Source organism: Microbulbifer salipaludis, assembly GCF_017303155.1.
GTDB lineage: Bacteria > Pseudomonadota > Gammaproteobacteria > Pseudomonadales > Cellvibrionaceae > Microbulbifer > Microbulbifer salipaludis.
On sequence record NZ_JAEKJR010000001.1, the window covers coordinates 493,643 to 510,524 of the forward strand.

Here is a 16,882-nt window from a genome sequence, read left to right on the forward strand (position 1 = left end):
CCGTAACCTTATGAACAAAGTAATGATGTCTGTCCTGGCCATACTCGCGCTGGTACTGGGTGTGTTGATCGGGCGCGGTCTGTCTTCCGGAGGTGATTCCGCAGGCAGTGCCGCCGGGGAAAAGAAAATCCTCTACTGGGTGGCCCCCATGGACCCCAACTACCGCCGCGACGGCCCGGGAAAATCGCCCATGGGTATGGATCTGGTACCGGTTTACGAGGGGGAGCAAAGTGCTTCCGCACCGGGCACGGTGACCATTGCGCCGCAGGTGGAGAACAACCTGGGCGTGCGCACCGCACCGGCGGAAAAAGGCCCGCTCACTACCCGCGTGGATACCGTGGGGCTGGTGCAGCTGGATGAAGACAAACTGCACCATGTGCACACCCGGCTCAGCGGCTGGATTCACAAAAGCTGGGTAAAGGCGGTGGGCGATCATGTGAAAAAGGACCAGCCGCTGGTGGAGATCTATTCGCCGGAGCTGGTGAAGGCCCAGAGTGAACTGGTTGCCGCGCTGGAGAGCGGTAACACCACCCTGATCGAGGCCACCCGTGAGCGCCTGAACAGCCTCGGGGTACCGCCGGAGCAGGTGCGCGAGGTGAGCCGCTCGCGCCGGGTCAGTCAGAACATCACCCTGTATGCCCCGGCCGATGGTTACGTGAATGAGTTTGCCGCACGCGACGGCATGTACATCACCCCCGCCACCACCCTGATGAGCATTGGCCCGCTGGAAACCGTGTGGGTGGAGGGCGAGCTGTTCCCCAAGCAGGGCACCCAGATTCAGGTGGGGGACACCGCCACCGTGCAGGGGGAATTTGCCCCGGGCCGCAGCTGGCGCGGCGAGCTGGTGCACATATTGCCGGACCTGGATCCCGAGACCCGCACCCTGCGCGTTCGGGTGCTGGTGAATAACCCGGACAAATCCCTGCGCCCGGGCATGTTCGTGCGCCTGCAACTGGAGGGCCCGCAGGTGGACACCCTCACGGTGCCGCGCAGCGCACTGATCCGCACCGGTGACATGGACCGCGTGGTGATTGCCGAGGGCGAAGGCCGCTACCGCTCGGTGCGGGTGCGCGCCGGGCGCGAGCTGGATGACCGGGTGGAAATCCTCGCCGGTATTGAGCCGGGCACCCGGGTGGTGACCTCGGCCCAGTTCCTGCTCGATTCGGAATCGAGTATCAGCGCGGACCTGACGCGCATTGCCGGTGAAAAGAGCGCGAATGGAAGTGAAAGCACGCAAAATTCAGACAACCCCTGGGCCGAGGCGCGGGTGTTGAGTATGCCCGACGACAACCACTACGCGCGCCTCGAGCACGGTCCGGTGGCCGCCTGGGACTGGCCCGGCATGGTGATGGGGTTTTATGTGGCCGAAGCCGCGCAGCATGGGCTGCGCGCAGCACTGACCAGCGGGGCGCCGATCATGGTGCAGCTGCGCAAGCGCGAAGATGGCAAGTTTGAAGTGATCGCCACCCGCGCCATGGCCAGTGGCCCGACCGACGACGGCGCGATGGATCACGGTGAGATGGACCATTCGCAGATGGATCATGGGGAGAAGGATCACGGGTCGATGAACCATGACCACATGAACCACGACCCGCAGCAGGAGCCGGTGAAATGATCACACGCATCATCCACTGGTCCCTGCACAACCGCGCGCTGGTGCTGATCGGTGCGCTGGCCCTGACGTTAGCGGGCCTCTACAGCCTGCGCCATACGCCGGTAGACGCGCTGCCGGACCTGTCCGATGTGCAGGTGATCGTCAAAACCAGCTACCCCGGCCAGGCGCCGCAGGTGGTGGAGGACCAGGTCACCTATCCGCTCACCACCGCCATGCTGAGCGTGCCTGGGGCGCATACGGTGCGCGGTTACTCGTTTTTCGGCGACTCCTACGTTTACGTCATTTTCGACGACGATGTCGACCTGTACTGGGCCAGATCCCGCGTTCTCGAATACCTGAGCCAGGTGGCGCCGCGCCTGCCCGCAGCCGCCAGCCCGGAGCTGGGGCCCGACGCCACCGGGGTGGGCTGGGTCTACAGCTATACCCTGGTGGATCGCAGCGGCAAGCACGATCTGGCGCAGCTGCGCTCGCTGCAGGACTGGTTCCTGAAGTACGAGCTGCAGACCCTGCCCGGGGTTTCCGAGGTGGCCACGGTGGGCGGCATGGTGCGCCAGTACCAGGTGCAGGTAGACCCCCTGCGGCTGCGTGCCTACGACCTGACCCTGGCGCAGGTGCAGGCGGCCATCGAGCGCGGCAACCGGGAATCCGGTGCCTCGGTGGTGGAAATGGCGGAAGCCGAGTATATGGTGCGCGCCAGCGGCTATATCCAGAGCGTCGAGGACCTGCGCCAGCTGCCGCTGATGGTAAACAAGAGCGGCACGCCGCTGCTGTTGCGGGATGTGGCGGATGTGCATCTGGGGCCGCAAATGCGCCGCGGGCTGTCGGAACTCGACGGCGAGGGTGAGGCCGTGGGCGGGGTGATCGTGATGCGCTTCGGCGAGAACGCGCGCGCGGTGATCGATCGCGTGCGCGCGCGGCTGGACGAGCTGCAGCGCAGCCTGCCGCAGGGTGTGGAAATCGTGCCCACCTACGACCGCAGCGAGCTGATCGACAGCGCGGTGGATAACCTGTGGCACAAGTTGCTGCAGGAATTCATTGTGGTGGCGCTGGTATGTGCCCTGTTCCTGTTCCACCTGCGCTCGTCCCTGGTAATCGCCATCAGCCTGCCGCTGGGGATCATCGGTGCCTTTGTGGTGATGCACCTGCAGGGCATTAACGCCAACATCATGAGCCTCGGCGGCATCGCCATCGCCATCGGTGCGATGGTGGATGGCGCCATCGTGATGATCGAGAATCTGCACAAGCACATGGAGCGCAACCCGCGCTACGATTCACTGTCCCCGGAGGCGCGCTGGAAGGTGGTGGGCGAGGCCGCCAGCGAAGTGGGCCCGCCGCTGTTCTTCAGCCTGCTGATCATCACCCTCAGCTTCCTGCCGGTGTTTGCCCTGGAGGGCCAGGAGGGGCGGCTGTTTGCGCCACTGGCCTACACCAAGACCTACGCCATGGCAGTAGCCGCCGGCCTCGCCATTACCCTGGTGCCGGTGCTGATGGGCTACCTGGTGCGCGGCGGGGTCAAGCCGGAACAGGCCAACCCCATCAACCGCGCCTTTGCCGCCGCCTATCGCCCGGCGCTGGAACTGGCGATCCGCCATCCGCGCTGGGTGATTGTGGCGGCACTGGTGCTGCTCGCCAGCAGCCTGTATCCGCTGTCCCGCACCGGCAGCGAATTTATGCCGCCGCTGGACGAAGGCGACCTGATGTATATGCCCAGCACCCACCCGGGGATTTCCATCGGCAAGGCCCGCGAGCTGCTGCAGCAGACCGACAAGATGATCATGCAGGTGCCGGAAGTGGCACAGGTGTGGGGCAAGATGGGCCGCGCCGAGACTGCCACCGACCCGGCACCGCTGACCATGGTGGAGACCATCATCCGCTTCAAACCTCGCGACCAGTGGCGCGAGGGCATGACCCCGGAAAAACTGCGCGCAGAGCTGGATGCGGCGGTGCAGCTGCCGGGGGTTACCAATGCCTGGGTGATGCCCATCAAGACCCGCATCGACATGCTGGCCACCGGCATCAAGACCCCGGTGGGTATCAAGATTGCCGGCGCCGACCTGCACCAGATCGAGCAGATCGGTACCCGCCTGGAAGGCCTGCTCCCGGCCGTGCCCGGCACCGCGTCGGTGTTCGCCGAGCGGGTGGAGGGCGGCCGCTATATCGATATCGACATCGACCGCACCGCCGCCGCCCGCTATGGCCTGAATATTCAGGATGTGCAGACGGTGATCGACACCGCCGTGGGTGGCAAAAAAGTCGGCGAGACGGTGGAGGGGCTGGAGCGCTATCCCATCAACCTGCGTTATCCACAGGCCTGGCGCGATTCCCCCGAGCGCTTGCGGGGGCTGCCGCTGGTGGCCCCGAATGGTACCCACCTGACTCTGGGGGATGTGGCGACCATTGAGGTGCAGAGCGGCCCGCCGATGATCAAGACGGAGAACGCGCGCCCCAATGGCTGGGTGTACATCGATATCCGCGATCGCGATCTCGGTTCCTGGGTGGCAGAGGCGCAGCAGCTGGTGGCAGCGCAGCTGGACCTGCCGCCAGGCTATTCCCTGGCCTGGTCGGGGCAGTACGAATACATGGAGCGCGCGCGCGAGCGCCTGGGCCTGCTGCTGCCGATCACCCTCGGCATCATTGTGCTGCTGCTGTATTTCAGCTTCCGCCACTGGGGTGAGGTGCTGGTGATCATGGGCACCCTGCCGTTGGCACTGATTGGCGGTCTGTGGCTGCTGTACTGGCTGGGTTACAACCTGTCGGTGGCGGTGGGCGTGGGCTTTATTGCACTGGCCGGGGTGGCGGTGGAGATTGGGGTGATCATGCTGGTGTACCTCAATCAGGCCTGGCAACAGACGCTGGCTGATTGCGACATCGCTGACCGCAAACCGGTGCTGGATGACCTGCGCAATGCGATCCGCGCCGGCGCGGGCCAGCGCATGCGGCCGGTGTTGATGACCACCGCTACGGTGTTTATCGGCCTGGTGCCGGTGATGATTGGCTCCGGGGTTGGCTCTGAAGTGATGCAGCGGATTGCCGCGCCGATGGTCGGGGGCATGGTCAGTGCGATGCTGCTGACGCTTGTGGTTTTGCCTGCGGTTTATCGCCTGTGGAAAGCCCGGGGGTTGTGAAGCGCTCTGGAGCTGGCCCGCTGGCGGCCAAGCACCGGGTATTCGTTTTTGAAACCGGCATGAATACGTCCCTGTAGCCTGCGTCGGAAACATCCCTGTTTCCGACGCTTTCAAAAACGAATCCCCGGCACTTGGCCTTCGCATGTAACTACAGCGCTTCGTAAGTGGTCTCTTCAATTGCTACGAAGTTACGTGGTGAAAATTGAAGGTGGGGTGCCGGGTGCGGGTTTTCAGGGTCGTCGCAAACAGGATGTTTGCGCCGAAGCGCCCAGGGATGGGTTCACAGCGGTCCTGAAAACCCGCACCCGGTGCGCTACCGCCACCGGGCCAGCGCAAAAACCACGCAACCTACCCGGCTACGAAGCTAGGTAACCAGGTCGCCAATGAAGGCCAAATCGCGAGCAACAACATCACCAGCAACTGGATAGCAATAAACGGCACCACCCCGCTGTATATGGCTCCGGTGGCCACTTCCGCTGGGGCTACCCCGCGCAGGTAGAACAGCGCAAAGCCGAACGGTGGGGTTAGGAAGGAAGTCTGCAGGTTGAGGGCGATCATCACGCCCAGCCACACCGGGTCCAGCCCCATGGCCAGCAGTACCGGGCCGACGATGGGCACCACCACGAAAGTGATCTCGATAAAGTCGAGTATAAAACCCAGCAGGAAGATCACCAGCATCACCAGCAGGGTCGCGCCAACCACGCCGCCCGGCAGGCTCTCAAAGAAGTGGGTAACCACTTCCTCACCGCCAAATCCGCGGAATACCAGCGAGAACAGCGAGGCACCGATCAGGATCGCGAACACCATCGCGGTCACCTGCAGCGTGCTCTGCCCCACTTCCCCGGCCCGCGACCAGTTCAGTGCACCACGCCCCCAGGCCAGAATACCCGCACCCAATGCGCCGACGGCAGCGGCTTCCGTTGGCGTAGCCGCGCCGGTGATGATGGAGCCCAGCACCAGCAGCATCAGGGCAATCGGCGGCACCAGACTTTTCAGGGTCTGCAGCAGATCCACCTCTTCCTTGCCGGCTTGATGCATGGCCGGTTCACGACGGGCGATAAACAGCAGGTACACGATATACGCGGCGACCAGCAGCAGCCCCGGAATGATCGCCCCCATAAACAGGTCACCGACGCTGACCGGCTTGGGGTTGAAGATTCCCTGGGACAGCTGTGCCTGCTGGTAAGCGTTGGACAGGGTATCCCCCAGCAGCACCAGCGCGATGGAGGGCGGGATGATCTGGCCGAGGGTGCCGGTGGCGCAAATGGTGCCGGTGGCCAGTTTGGGCGAATAGCCGCGCTTCAGCATGGTGGGCAGCGACATCAGGCCCATGGTCACCACGGTAGCGCCGACGATACCGGTACTGGCGGCCAGCAGTGCGCCCACCACCACCACCGATACCGCCATACCCGCGGGAATACCGGAAAACACCCGCGCCAGGTTCACCAGCAGCTCCTCGGCGATGCGCGCCCGTTCCAGCATCACACCCATCAGCACGAATAGCGGCACCGCCATCAGGGTACCGTTTTGCATGATGCCGTAGAGCCGGTCGGGGAAGGCGCGCAGCAGTTCTGCATCGAACACGCCGCCGACAATGCCGAGGCCGGCAAACAGCAGCGCGGTGCCGCCCAGGGTAAAGGCCACCGGGTAGCCGAACATCAGCGCGGCGCACACCGCGAGAAACATCAGCAGGGGGATCAGTTCCATCATGCGCTGGCCTCCCCGGCAACTTCACGCACCAGCGTGCGGGATTCTGGCCTTGGGTCGGTTGCGGGTTCGGCCGCGGTACCGGTGGCGCTTGCCCCGGCCTCGCCGCGGTCGCTTTCCACCTGCATCAGCGTATGCAGCGCGCGCGCCAGCTGGCTCAGGCCCTGCAGCATCAGGGTGGCCGCGGCCAGTGGAATCAGGCTTTTCAGCAGGTACACGCCACCGAGCCCGTCGGCGCTGTTGCTGGACTCGGTCACTGCCCAGCTGCTGGCGGCAAACTGCCAGCTGCCGTAACCGATAAACGCGCACAGCGGCAACAGGAATATCAGGCACCCGCTGGCATCCACCCAGGCTTTACCCCGCGCGGACAGGGTGCGGTAGAACACATCCACGCGCACATGGGCATTGGCCTGCAGCGCATAGGCGAGGCCGAGCATAAACGCCGCGCCGTGCAGGTAGGTGACGGCGTCCTGCATGGCCAGGGAGCCACCATCGAAACCGTAGCGCAGGGCCACGATCAGGCTCTGAATCAGAACCATGGCCAGGGTGAACCAGGCCAACAGGCGTCCACAGCGGCTGGCAAACCGGTCCAGGGTGCCGGCGGTGCGTAGCAGAAACATCATCGCAGGTCTCTCAGATCATCATTATTGTTGTGCTAGCAAGGGCATAGAGCGTACCTGCTGGTCAGAAATTGCGCCAGTGCCGGGAGAAAAGACAGCGGGCCGGGCACCCAGGCACCAGTGAATCCGGGTGACATGGCGCACTGTCATCTTTCTGTAACCTTTCATTCATAGAATCGTCACCAGCTGGACATAACATGCGCCGCGTGCAGCAAATTTGATCCCCTGGAGATAGTTATGAACAACCGTTCTGCGAACAAAAAAGTCCTGGCTTCGGCCCTGGCAGCACTCACTTTCGCGGCCTCCAATGCCGCCCTGGCGGCTCGTGACCACATCAGCATTGTGGGCTCGTCCACCGTTTACCCGTTCACCACCGTGGTTGCCGAGCGCTTCAGCCGCTCTACCCAGTTCAAGACTCCGGTTGTGGAGTCCACCGGCACCGGCGGCGGCATGAAGCTGTTCTGTCAGGGTGTTGGCGAAAGCACTGCGGACCTCACCGGCGCTTCCCGCCGTATCAAGCAGTCCGAGCTGGAAATGTGTAACGACAACGGCGTCGATGTGGTGGAAGTTCAGATCGGCTACGACGGTATCGTGCTGGCCAATGCCAAGACCGCCAAGCCGTTTGCGCTGACCCGTAAGGACATCTTCCTGGCCCTGGCCAAAGACGTCCCGAACCCGGACGGTTCCGAGTCTCTGGTTGCCAACCCGTACAAAACCTGGAAAGACGTGAACCCGACTCTGCCCGCGCACAAGATCGAAGTCCTGGGCCCGCCCCCCACTTCCGGTACCCGCGACGCGTTTGTCGAGCTGGCGATGGAAGGTGGCTGCAAGAAGTATGACTGGATCGCAGCGAAGAAGTCTTCTGACAAGAACGCCTACAAATCCATCTGCCACAACATCCGTGAAGACGGTGCCTACGTGGAAGCGGGTGAGAACGACAACCTGATCGTGAACAAGCTGGCCGCCAACCCGAATGCGCTGGGTATCTTCGGCTTCAGCTTCCTCGACCAGAATGCCGACAAGGTGCAGGGTTCCCTGATCGAAGGCCAGGAGCCGACGTTCGAATCCATCGCCGACAACAGCTACCCGGTTTCCCGCCCGCTGTTTGTTTACCTGAAAAAGGCCCACGTAGACGTGGTACCGGGTATCAAGCAGTTCATGGCGGAGTTCACCAGCGAGCGCGCCTGGGGTGAGGAAGGTTACCTGGCCGACAAGGGCATGATCCCCCTGCCGACCCCGCAGCGTCAGCAGGTTGCCACCAACGTGCGCAAACTGAACGCATTGACGAACCTGGCCGCCAAGTAACTGCAGCCAACACTGGTAAAAGGATTTACCGGCCAAGCCCGCAAGGGCTTGGCCTTTTACGTATGTAAACAGCGCCTTTATGAAAGGTCGTGTAATCGGGGCCATAACCCACCAGAATGGCCCACCGTTTCAAGAGATAACCGAGCGAATCGATGCAGACTCCCACTCTCTTCGCCCTGCTGCTACTGATGATCCTGGTGGCCTATGGCACCGGCTTCAGTCGCGCCATTGCCGCCGCCCGCAGTAGCGGTGGTGTTCGCAGCCTGGCTTCCTTGCCCAGCTACTACGGCGTGCACACCGCACTCTGGTGCGGCCTGCCGGCGCTGATCATTCTCGGCTTCTGGCTGGCCTTTGATGACGCGATTATCCGCGCCATGGTCATGGGTGCGATTGCCGACAAGCCGGAGTCCATTTCCGGGCAGAACCTGTTGTACGCACAGATCCAGAATCTGGCGGCGGGCAACCTGGTGGGTGAGATGACCCCGCAATTGCAAGCGGCGGCGGAGCGCCTGACCAGTCTGCGCGAGAGCGGCCGCTGGATGCAGACGGCGATTATCCTGATTCTGGCGGTCGGCCTCGGTGCCTTCGCCATGCTGCGTATCTCACCGGAGATGCGTGCGCGGGAGCGCGTGGAGAAAGTGCTGCGCGCGATTTTGTTGATCTGCGCCTGCGCGGCGATTTTCACCACCGTCGGCATCCTGCTGTCGGTACTGTTTGAATCCCTGCGCTTCTTCCAGTCGGTACCGGTGACCGAATTCCTGTTCGGCCTGCAATGGAGCCCGCAGATGGCACTGCGCGCCGATCAGGTCGGCTCCAGTGGTGCCTTTGGTGCGGTGCCGCTGTTCACCGGTACCCTGATGGTTTCCGCCATCGCCATGTTCGTGGCGGTACCGGTGGGACTGATGTCGGCGATTTATCTCGCCGAATACGCCAGCAAGCGCGTGCGCTCCGTGGCCAAGCCACTGCTGGAAATTCTCGCCGGCGTTCCCACCGTGGTGTACGGCTTCTTCGCCGCACTCACCGTGGCCCCATTCATCCGCGACCTGGCCCAGTCCGTGGGGCTGGAGGCTTCCAGTGAGAGTGCGCTGGCGGCGGGCCTGGTGATGGGCGTGATGATTATTCCGTTTGTGTCGTCGCTGTCCGACGATGTGATTAACGCGGTACCGCAGTCCCTGCGCGATGGCGCACTGGGCCTCGGTTCCACCCGCTCGGAAACCGTGCGCAAGGTGGTGATCCCCGCGGCTCTGCCCGGCATCGTGGGTGGCGTACTGCTGGCGGTGTCACGCGCTATTGGTGAAACCATGATTGTGGTGATGGCCGCGGGCCTGGCGGCCAACCTGACTGCCAACCCGCTGGAGTCGGTGACCACCGTCACGGTACAGATTGTGACCCTGCTGGTGGGCGACCAGGAATTCGATAGCCCGAAAACCCTCGCCGCCTTTGCCCTCGGCCTGATGCTGTTCATCAGCACCCTGATTCTGAACTTTATTGCCCTGCACGTAGTGAAAAAATACCGGGAACAGTATGACTGATCTGACTCAAACCCAGGTGCGCGAGCGTATTGAAGCGCGGCTCGCCAATCGCCACCGCAAGGAAAAGATCTTCCGTGGCTTTGGTATTGCGAGTATTGCCTTTGGCGTGCTGGCGGTACTGGTTCTGTTCACCGATATCATCAGCAAGGGCAGCAGTGCCTTCGTGCAGACGGATATCCAGCTGCAGGTAACCTACGACCCGGCCACCCTCGGCATCGAAACCGTGGATGAGGAAAGCCTGGCCTGGGCCAACTTCGACGGTGTTATCCGCAATGCCCTGCGCGAGCGCTTCCCGGATGTCAGCGGCCGCCGCGACAAGCGCGAACTCTACTCGCTGGTTTCCTCCGGTGCGGTGTTCGAGCTGCGCGAGCGCCTGGAGGCCAACCCGGAGCTGCTGGGTAAAACCGAAACCCTGTGGTTTAACGCTGACGACGATGTGGACACCTATGTGAAAAGCCTCTCCGACTCGGAAGAAGGTTTCCTCGGGCGTACCTCGGAGCAGAAGGCCGAGTGGATTCGCACCCTGTACGCCAGCGGTGAGCTGGAGAAGCGGTTCAACACCACCTTCTTTACCAATGGTGACTCCCGCGAACCGGAGCAGGCGGGCATCCGCGCGGCCCTGATGGGCTCTCTGTTCACCCTGCTGGTGACACTGATCTTGTCGTTCCCCATCGGTGTGGCGGCAGCCATCTACCTGGAGGAGTTCGCGCCGAAGAACCGCTGGACCGACCTGATCGAGGTGAACATCAATAACCTCGCCGCAGTACCGTCCATCGTGTTCGGCCTGCTGGGCCTGGCGATTTTCATCAACTTCTTCGAGCTGCCGCGTTCGGCACCGCTGGTAGGTGGTCTGGTACTGACCCTGATGACCCTGCCCACGATCATTATCTCCAGCCGTGCGTCGCTCAAGTCGGTGCCGCCGTCCATCCGCGAAGCGGCGATGGGTATGGGGGCGTCGCGCATGCAGGTGGTGCTGCACCACGTATTGCCCCTGGCAATGCCGGGCATGCTCACCGGTGCGATTATCGGTATGGCCCAGGCGTTGGGTGAAACTGCGCCGCTGCTGATGATTGGCATGGTGGCGTTTATCGTCGATGTGCCGAGCGGTATCACCGACCCCTCCACGGTGCTGCCGGTGCAGATTTTCCTGTGGGCCGACAGCCCGGAGCGCGCCTTTGTAGAGCGCACTTCCGCCGCGATCATGGTACTGCTGGCAGTCCTGATCACCATGAACACCTGCGCAGTATGGCTGCGTAAAAAACTTGAGCGCCGTTGGTAGCGCGTTGCGTTACCGCTGAATGCTAAGATTGCGAATCGAGAGTGAGCCATGACAACCATGACCCTGAACGCCGGCGGCACTGCACCGGCGCAAGACCAAGCCGATCAGGCTGCGGAGTCCAAGACTGTGAAGAACAGAGAGGCGAATCCCAGCGCCGAAGTGAATGAGACCGTCGGCAGCCCCTTCTGCGACGATGCCAAACTGCGCATGCGCAATGTGAATGTGTTTTACGGCGAGGCCCAGGCCATTCACGATGTGAGCCTGGACATCGGCCGCAACCAGGTGGTGGCCATGATCGGCCCGTCCGGTTGCGGTAAGTCCACCTTCCTGCGCTGCCTGAACCGCATGAACGACACCATCGAAGGCTGCCGCGTGGAAGGCGACCTGACCCTGGATGGCGACCCCATCTACGGTCCCAAGGTGGATGTGGTGCCGCTGCGTGCGCGTGTGGGCATGGTGTTCCAGAAGCCGAACCCCTTCCCCAAGTCCATTTACGAAAACGTCGCCTACGGTCCCAAGATTCACGGTATCGCCAGCCGCCGCGCCGAGCTGGACGAAATTGTGGAAAACAGCCTGCGTCGCGCGGGCCTGTGGAATGAGGTGAAAGACCGCCTCGACAAGCCCGGCACCGGCCTTTCCGGTGGTCAGCAGCAGCGCCTGTGTATTGCCCGCGCCATCGCCGTGAGCCCGGAAGTGATCCTGATGGACGAGCCCTGTTCGGCACTCGACCCCATCGCCACCGCGCGCATCGAGGAGCTGATCGACGAGCTGCGCGAGAACTACACCATCGCCATCGTCACCCACTCGATGCAACAGGCCGCGCGGGTCAGCCAGCGCACCGCCTACTTCCACCTGGGTAAGCTGGTGGAAGTGAACGATACCGAGACCGTGTTCACCAACCCGGAACACGCTCTCACCGAAGCCTACATTACCGGCCGTTTCGGCTAAGGTTGGGGGAGCCCGCTAAAGATTATGGAAATGCATTTCGATCAACACATCTCCCGCCAGTTCAACGAAGATCTTGAGAGCCTCAAGACTGAAATGCTGGAAATGGGTGGCCTGGTCACCCGCCAGGTGGCCGACGCCGTCGAGGCCCTGGCCAACGCCGACAGCGAGCTGGCCGAAAAAGTTTTGCGCGTGGAAGAGGATATCGACCGCTGCGAAATGGAAGTGGACGAGCACGCGACCCTGATCATCGCCAAGCGCCAGCCGGCGGCGTCCGACCTGCGCATGGTGATGTCGGTCATCCGCATCGCCCGCGATCTCGAGCGCGTGGGTGACGAGGCCAGCAAAATTGCCAAGATGGCCATCGCGCTGACCGACGAAGGCACCGCACCGCGCGGCTACACCGAGATTCGTCACATTGCCAATGCCGTGCGCAAGATGCTGAACGACGCCCTCGATGCCTACACCCGTTTCGACGTCAAATCGGCCATGGAAACCCTCGCCGAAGACGAGCAGGTCGACATGGACTACCGCAGCGCCATTCGCGAAATGGTCACCTACATGATGGAAGACCCGCGCAGCATTTCCCGCGTGATGAATGTGCTGTGGACCCTGCGCTCCCTGGAGCGCATCGGTGACCATGCCAAAAACATCTGTGAGCAGGTGGTCTATCTGGTGAAGGGTACCGACATCCGTCACGGCAACGAGCAGAACATGCGCTGACATTAGCACCGAAGACGCATCGCCTGGATGAGCGTGAAGTCACCAGATGGTGTCTGCAGACAAGGCCGCGCAAGCGGCCTTTTTTGTGCGTGCGGTTAATATTCGGGCAGCGGGCATTCAGCATATGTTCATTCGCCCTGCCGCAAAATCGCGCCGCAATGTTGGTTGAGCGGCCGCGCCCGGATGAACTTGGGACGTCCGTCGCAACTCGGGGTTTTCATTGCACATCCATTTTTATGCGCTTAGAATCCGCGCCGAATTTGTCCCTCGGGCCAGTCGGCCTCAGGGACAGGTTGGGACGGGTACACAGCGTACCGATGTAAATTAAACAGGGAATACTTCTATGAAGTTCAAGTTTGCCGCACTGCCTTTGATGCTGGCTTCTGCGGTCGCTTCTGCGGCGCAGTACAGTTCTTTTACCGATGTCGATTATACCGCTGCCGATTACGGTAACTTCGATGTCGACACGCTGAATCTTGACTCTCGCTACTACTTTGGCGCCTTGGAAACACTCGGCCCGCGTAAAGAGTTTGGATACATTTTGCCGGTATCCAATATTAATGGCGGCTTTGCTTATACGGATGCCGAGGGTGAAAGCAGTGATGCCAGCTATGTTGGTGGTGAATACTACACCGGTCAGTGGAAGGTGTTCGGTGGTTTGAGTGATACCGACCTGTCCACCAATTACCGCGTTGGTGCGGGTTTCCTATTTACCCCTGATTTGCTTGCCGAGGTAGAGGCGGTAAAGCGTGAGGATGTAGATACCGAGCTGTTGTTCCGCGCGCGCTACAACCACCAGCTGGCAGGCAATGATTACATCGGTTTTACCGCCGAAGTCGACGATGATTTTGATTACCGCAGCGTGTCTTCCAAGTACTTCACAGCGTTATCTGGTGGTCAGTACCTGACTGCGGGTTTGGCATTAATTGATACCGACGATTCCGATCTGTACTGGGGCGGTTCTGTTGAATTCTATTTCAATGAAGATACCTCTATTGGCGCAACTTACGATGAAGCCGAGTCATATCGCTTTCATGCCACCCACTTCTTTAACGAAAATATTGCAGCCAAAGCCTCCTACGGCTCCAACCGCGATTTTGACGAAGTGGATGTGTTCAGTATTGGCGTAACCGTGCAGCTGTAATTTGCTGACGGAATCACGCAGATAAAAAAAGCGGGTGAAGTTCTTCACCCGCTTTTTTTGTGTCTGCCAGTTTTGCGCGCGCCGCTAGCCCTTGTTGCTCAGCGCCTGTACCCGCGCCTGTGCCTTGCTGGCGATATCTCCAGAGGACTTGGCGGCGATCTGGTAGTGGCTGAGGGCGCTCTTGGTGTTGCCCTGCTCTTCATACACCTGTCCCAGATAATAGTGCGCGTGTGGCGTGTCCAGGTAGCGCGTGGAGCGCTGCAGGTCGCGTTCCGCAGCGGTGTAATTTTTCAGTTGCGCATTTAGCAGGCCGCGCATCAGCCAGTTGGAAAACAGCGACGGGTTTTTCTGCACCGCGGTCTCGTAGGATTGCAGTGCTGACTGATACTGCTTTTTCTGCGCCAGCAGGTCGCCCTCCAGTGCGAAGAACGCCGCTTCTTTGGGCTGTCGTTTCTGCGCTTCGCGGGTCAGCGCCAGAGCCTGGTCATACGCCTTTTTCTTGACCGCAGCCACAGCTTCATCGTACTTCTTGTAGGCGTCTGCATCTCTCTTGAGTTGTGCAATGGCACGCTGGTATTCGCTACGCCTGGTGACACCACCGCCGAGCTTCTTGGCGTGCTGGATATTCGCATCCACCCGTGCCTGCGACGGGGGGTGGCTGGCGAACAGCGCTTCCAGGCCACCGGCCTGCTTGCCTTTGGAAAGTTCGACAAATTTCTTCTGCAGGCGCACCGCCCCATAGGGATCGTAGCCTGCAGCCACCATGTACTTCATGCCATAGCGGTCTGACTCCAGCTCGTTGTCACGGCCGTACTTGGCGATATACGCGGAGCCACCGAACTGGCTGCCGAGGGATATCAGGTCGCCGTAGGCGGTGTCCTGGGTGGTAGCGCCGAGAATCGCCAGGCCCGCGCCGAGAATCTGCTGTTGGGACATGGCGGCTGCGGAGTGGCGCGCCGCCGCGTGGACAATCTCGTGCCCCAGCACGGCCGCCAGCTCCGCCTCATCTTCCAGCAACACCAGCAGGCCGCGGTTGATCGCGATCTTGCCACCGGGCAGTGCCCAGGCATTGGGTGTGCCGTTGTTGAGCACCACAAATTCGTAGGGCAGGCTGGGCTGGTCGGAGACCCTGGCCAGCTTCTGGCCCACGTCGCTGACATAGCGCTGCAGGGAGGGATCGATCAGGTACTCGCCGCCCTGGGTCTGCTGGGCCTTGGGGTACTGCTGCTCGCCCAGCGCCACTTCCTGGCTCTGGGACATCAGTGACAGCTCTTTCTTGCCGGTCACCGGGTTCACGGCACAGCCGGCCAGCCCGGTGGTCACAGCGGCCGTCAGGGCCAGGGCCCCCAGGCGGTTAGAGATTGAGCGCGGAATCATAGATCACTCCCTGTATAATGTGCGGTTCATTGCTGCGGTGTGGGCGCCGATGCCCGGCCGGCAGCGAACGGTTATTTTACACAGTCCGGAGACCGAGGTTATGACGACCGCACTGCAGATTATCGAACTCTTTGCCGGCACCAATCCCGATGGCGAGCCGGTGGTGGAGCGGATGCAGGTTCGCGTCAACGAGGATGACAGCGTTCAGCTGGTGCGTTCGCCGGCGTTTATCAAGGGCATTGCCAGCGGTGATACCATCAAGGTCAATCGCCAAGATCCGGACAAGCCCACCTTCGAGCTGATCAAGCGCTCGGGTAACCTGGCAGTGCGGATTTTCTGCCGCAGTGACAGCACCAAGCTTTCCGACCAGCTCACCCCGCAACTGGAAAAACTCGGCGGCGAACTGGACATGGAGAGCCCACGTTTGCTGGTGTACAGCATTCACGTGAGTTGCGGTTTTGCCGAAATCGAGCAGATCCTGAACAGTGCCTGCGATGGGGCCAACAGTGTCTGGTACTACGGGAACGTATACGACCCGGTGGATGGCCAGACGCCACTGAACTGGTGGCAAGACATCCTCAAACCAGAATAAAGCGACTGCGCGTGCGCCTGGCGGCCATCAGTCACGTGCTCGTCACGCTTGCCGAGTCCTTTGCAGCGAGAAAAGTTTAAATAGAGTTTGCCGTATGCTGATCGTAATTTCCCCCGCAAAAACCCTCGACTACGAGAGCGAGATTCCGCAGCTGGAAACGACCCAGCCGGATTTCCTCAAGGAATCCGCAGCGCTGATCAAGGAGTTGAAGGCCCTGAGTCCGCAGGATATCTCCAGCCTGATGAAAATCTCCGACAAGCTGGGCGTGCTCAACTATGACCGTTTCCACAGCTGGAAGCGTCCGTTCAGCGACCGTAATGCCCGTCCGGCACTACTGGCGTTCAAGGGCGACGTCTACACCGGGCTTGCCGCGGAATCCATGAACAAGCGGGATTTCGCCTACGCGCAGAAGCACCTGCGCATGCTGTCTGGGCTCTATGGCCTGCTACGACCACTGGACCTGATGCAACCCTATCGGCTGGAAATGGGTACCCGTTTTGCCAACAGTGGCGGCAAGAACCTGTATGAATTCTGGGATGGCAAGATCACCGCGGCGTTGAACGAGCAGCTTGAGGCGCTGAACAGCAAAGAGCTGGTGAACCTCGCTTCCAACGAGTATTTCAAATCCGTGCAGCCCAAAAACCTGCAAGCCGACATCATCACGCCGCACTTCAAGGATTGGAAAAACGGCCAGTACAAAATGATCAGCTTCTTTGCCAAAAAAGCCCGCGGCATGATGAGCCGCTGGGCCATCGACAACCGGGTGAAGAAGTCCGAGCAGCTGAAAGACTTTGACGTCGCCGGTTATTATTTCAGCGAGGAGCACTCCAAAGGTAACGACTGGGTGTTCCTGCGCGACGAACAGCCGGCCTGAGCTCGGCATCCGAGCGCCGCAGCCGCTGGAACATCTGGCCGCGG

At 61.4% G+C, this 16,882-nt stretch carries 13 protein-coding genes; 10 read left to right on the forward strand and 3 right to left on the reverse strand.

Going from position 1 to position 16,882, the window contains the following annotated elements:
• Nucleotides 1–22: 22 nt before the first annotated feature.
• The gene (locus JF535_RS02010; protein ID WP_206998432.1) at nucleotides 23–1,615 is read left to right on the forward strand and encodes an efflux RND transporter periplasmic adaptor subunit; all 1,593 of its coding nucleotides are present in this window, start codon (nucleotides 23–25) and stop codon (nucleotides 1,613–1,615) included.
• Nucleotides 1,612–4,740 carry an efflux RND transporter permease subunit gene (locus JF535_RS02015; protein ID WP_206998434.1) on the forward strand — a complete coding sequence of 1,043 codons (3,129 nt, stop codon included), beginning with the start codon at nucleotides 1,612–1,614 and terminating at the stop codon, nucleotides 4,738–4,740. The genes JF535_RS02010 and JF535_RS02015 overlap by 4 nt, the downstream gene beginning before the upstream one ends.
• Before the next feature lie 348 nt (nucleotides 4,741–5,088).
• Here JF535_RS02015 and JF535_RS02020 read toward each other — a convergent pair whose 3' ends face one another.
• Both JF535_RS02020 and JF535_RS02025 read right to left on the reverse strand, forming a co-directional pair.
• Complete coding sequence (locus JF535_RS02020; protein ID WP_206998435.1) at nucleotides 5,089–6,450, reverse strand: TRAP transporter large permease; 1,362 nt, start codon at nucleotides 6,448–6,450, stop codon at nucleotides 5,089–5,091.
• Nucleotides 6,447–7,070: a TRAP transporter small permease subunit gene (locus JF535_RS02025; protein ID WP_242523553.1), complete on the reverse strand. Its 624-nt coding sequence runs from the start codon at nucleotides 7,068–7,070 to the stop codon at nucleotides 6,447–6,449. The genes JF535_RS02020 and JF535_RS02025 overlap by 4 nt, the downstream gene beginning before the upstream one ends.
• Before the next feature lie 234 nt (nucleotides 7,071–7,304).
• On the opposite strand from JF535_RS02025, the gene JF535_RS02030 reads away from it, so the two are divergent.
• The 6 genes from JF535_RS02030 (at nucleotide 7,305) to JF535_RS02055 (ending at nucleotide 13,995) form a co-directional block, all read left to right on the forward strand.
• On the forward strand, nucleotides 7,305–8,372 hold the full coding sequence (locus JF535_RS02030) for a PstS family phosphate ABC transporter substrate-binding protein (RefSeq protein ID WP_206998437.1): 1,068 nt from the start codon (nucleotides 7,305–7,307) through the stop codon (nucleotides 8,370–8,372).
• 152 nt (nucleotides 8,373–8,524) lie between these two features.
• The gene (gene pstC, locus JF535_RS02035) at nucleotides 8,525–9,904 is read left to right on the forward strand and encodes a phosphate ABC transporter permease subunit PstC (protein ID WP_206998439.1); all 1,380 of its coding nucleotides are present in this window, start codon (nucleotides 8,525–8,527) and stop codon (nucleotides 9,902–9,904) included.
• On the forward strand, nucleotides 9,897–11,183 hold the full coding sequence (pstA, locus tag JF535_RS02040; protein ID WP_206998440.1) for a phosphate ABC transporter permease PstA: 1,287 nt from the start codon (nucleotides 9,897–9,899) through the stop codon (nucleotides 11,181–11,183). Before pstC ends, pstA begins: the two co-directional genes overlap by 8 nt.
• 207 nt (nucleotides 11,184–11,390) lie before the next feature.
• On the forward strand, nucleotides 11,391–12,131 hold the full coding sequence (gene pstB / locus JF535_RS02045) for a phosphate ABC transporter ATP-binding protein PstB (protein WP_277987213.1): 741 nt from the start codon (nucleotides 11,391–11,393) through the stop codon (nucleotides 12,129–12,131).
• 24 nt (nucleotides 12,132–12,155) lie between these two features.
• The gene (gene phoU / locus JF535_RS02050; RefSeq protein WP_206998443.1) at nucleotides 12,156–12,851 is read left to right on the forward strand and encodes a phosphate signaling complex protein PhoU; all 696 of its coding nucleotides are present in this window, start codon (nucleotides 12,156–12,158) and stop codon (nucleotides 12,849–12,851) included.
• Nucleotides 12,852–13,194: 343 nt separating this feature from the next.
• A complete protein-coding gene (locus JF535_RS02055; RefSeq protein WP_206998445.1) occupies nucleotides 13,195–13,995 on the forward strand; it encodes a putative porin in 801 nt (266 codons plus the stop codon).
• Between the two features lie 84 nt (nucleotides 13,996–14,079).
• Here JF535_RS02055 and JF535_RS02060 read toward each other — a convergent pair whose 3' ends face one another.
• The gene (locus JF535_RS02060) at nucleotides 14,080–15,372 is read right to left on the reverse strand and encodes a M48 family metalloprotease (protein WP_206998447.1); all 1,293 of its coding nucleotides are present in this window, start codon (nucleotides 15,370–15,372) and stop codon (nucleotides 14,080–14,082) included.
• 100 nt (nucleotides 15,373–15,472) lie between these two features.
• Between JF535_RS02060 and JF535_RS02065 the strand changes: the two genes are divergently transcribed.
• Both JF535_RS02065 and yaaA read left to right on the forward strand, forming a co-directional pair.
• Complete coding sequence (locus tag JF535_RS02065) at nucleotides 15,473–15,964, forward strand: DUF4265 domain-containing protein (RefSeq protein ID WP_206998449.1); 492 nt, start codon at nucleotides 15,473–15,475, stop codon at nucleotides 15,962–15,964.
• A gap of 94 nt (nucleotides 15,965–16,058) precedes the next feature.
• The gene (gene yaaA, locus JF535_RS02070) at nucleotides 16,059–16,838 is read left to right on the forward strand and encodes a peroxide stress protein YaaA (RefSeq protein ID WP_206998451.1); all 780 of its coding nucleotides are present in this window, start codon (nucleotides 16,059–16,061) and stop codon (nucleotides 16,836–16,838) included.
• Nucleotides 16,839–16,882 lie beyond the last annotated feature (44 nt).

Bases quoted from the DNA above. Each gene is read 5' to 3' on its own strand.
- JF535_RS02065 (WP_206998449.1), top strand. From the start codon at position 15,473: ATGACGACCGCACTGCAGATTATCGAACTCTTTGCCGGCACCAATCCC.
- JF535_RS02060 (WP_206998447.1), bottom strand. From the start codon at position 15,372: ATGATTCCGCGCTCAATCTCTAACCGCCTGGGGGCCCTGGCCCTGACG.
- phoU (WP_206998443.1), top strand. From the start codon at position 12,156: ATGGAAATGCATTTCGATCAACACATCTCCCGCCAGTTCAACGAAGAT.
- JF535_RS02020 (WP_206998435.1), bottom strand. From the start codon at position 6,450: ATGATGGAACTGATCCCCCTGCTGATGTTTCTCGCGGTGTGCGCCGCG.
- pstB (WP_277987213.1), top strand. From the start codon at position 11,391: ATGCGCAATGTGAATGTGTTTTACGGCGAGGCCCAGGCCATTCACGAT.
- JF535_RS02030 (WP_206998437.1), top strand. From the start codon at position 7,305: ATGAACAACCGTTCTGCGAACAAAAAAGTCCTGGCTTCGGCCCTGGCA.
- JF535_RS02055 (WP_206998445.1), top strand. From the start codon at position 13,195: ATGAAGTTCAAGTTTGCCGCACTGCCTTTGATGCTGGCTTCTGCGGTC.
- pstA (WP_206998440.1), top strand. From the start codon at position 9,897: ATGACTGATCTGACTCAAACCCAGGTGCGCGAGCGTATTGAAGCGCGG.
- yaaA (WP_206998451.1), top strand. From the start codon at position 16,059: ATGCTGATCGTAATTTCCCCCGCAAAAACCCTCGACTACGAGAGCGAG.
- JF535_RS02025 (WP_242523553.1), bottom strand. From the start codon at position 7,070: ATGATGTTTCTGCTACGCACCGCCGGCACCCTGGACCGGTTTGCCAGC.
- JF535_RS02010 (WP_206998432.1), top strand. From the start codon at position 23: ATGATGTCTGTCCTGGCCATACTCGCGCTGGTACTGGGTGTGTTGATC.
- pstC (WP_206998439.1), top strand. From the start codon at position 8,525: ATGCAGACTCCCACTCTCTTCGCCCTGCTGCTACTGATGATCCTGGTG.
- JF535_RS02015 (WP_206998434.1), top strand. From the start codon at position 1,612: ATGATCACACGCATCATCCACTGGTCCCTGCACAACCGCGCGCTGGTG.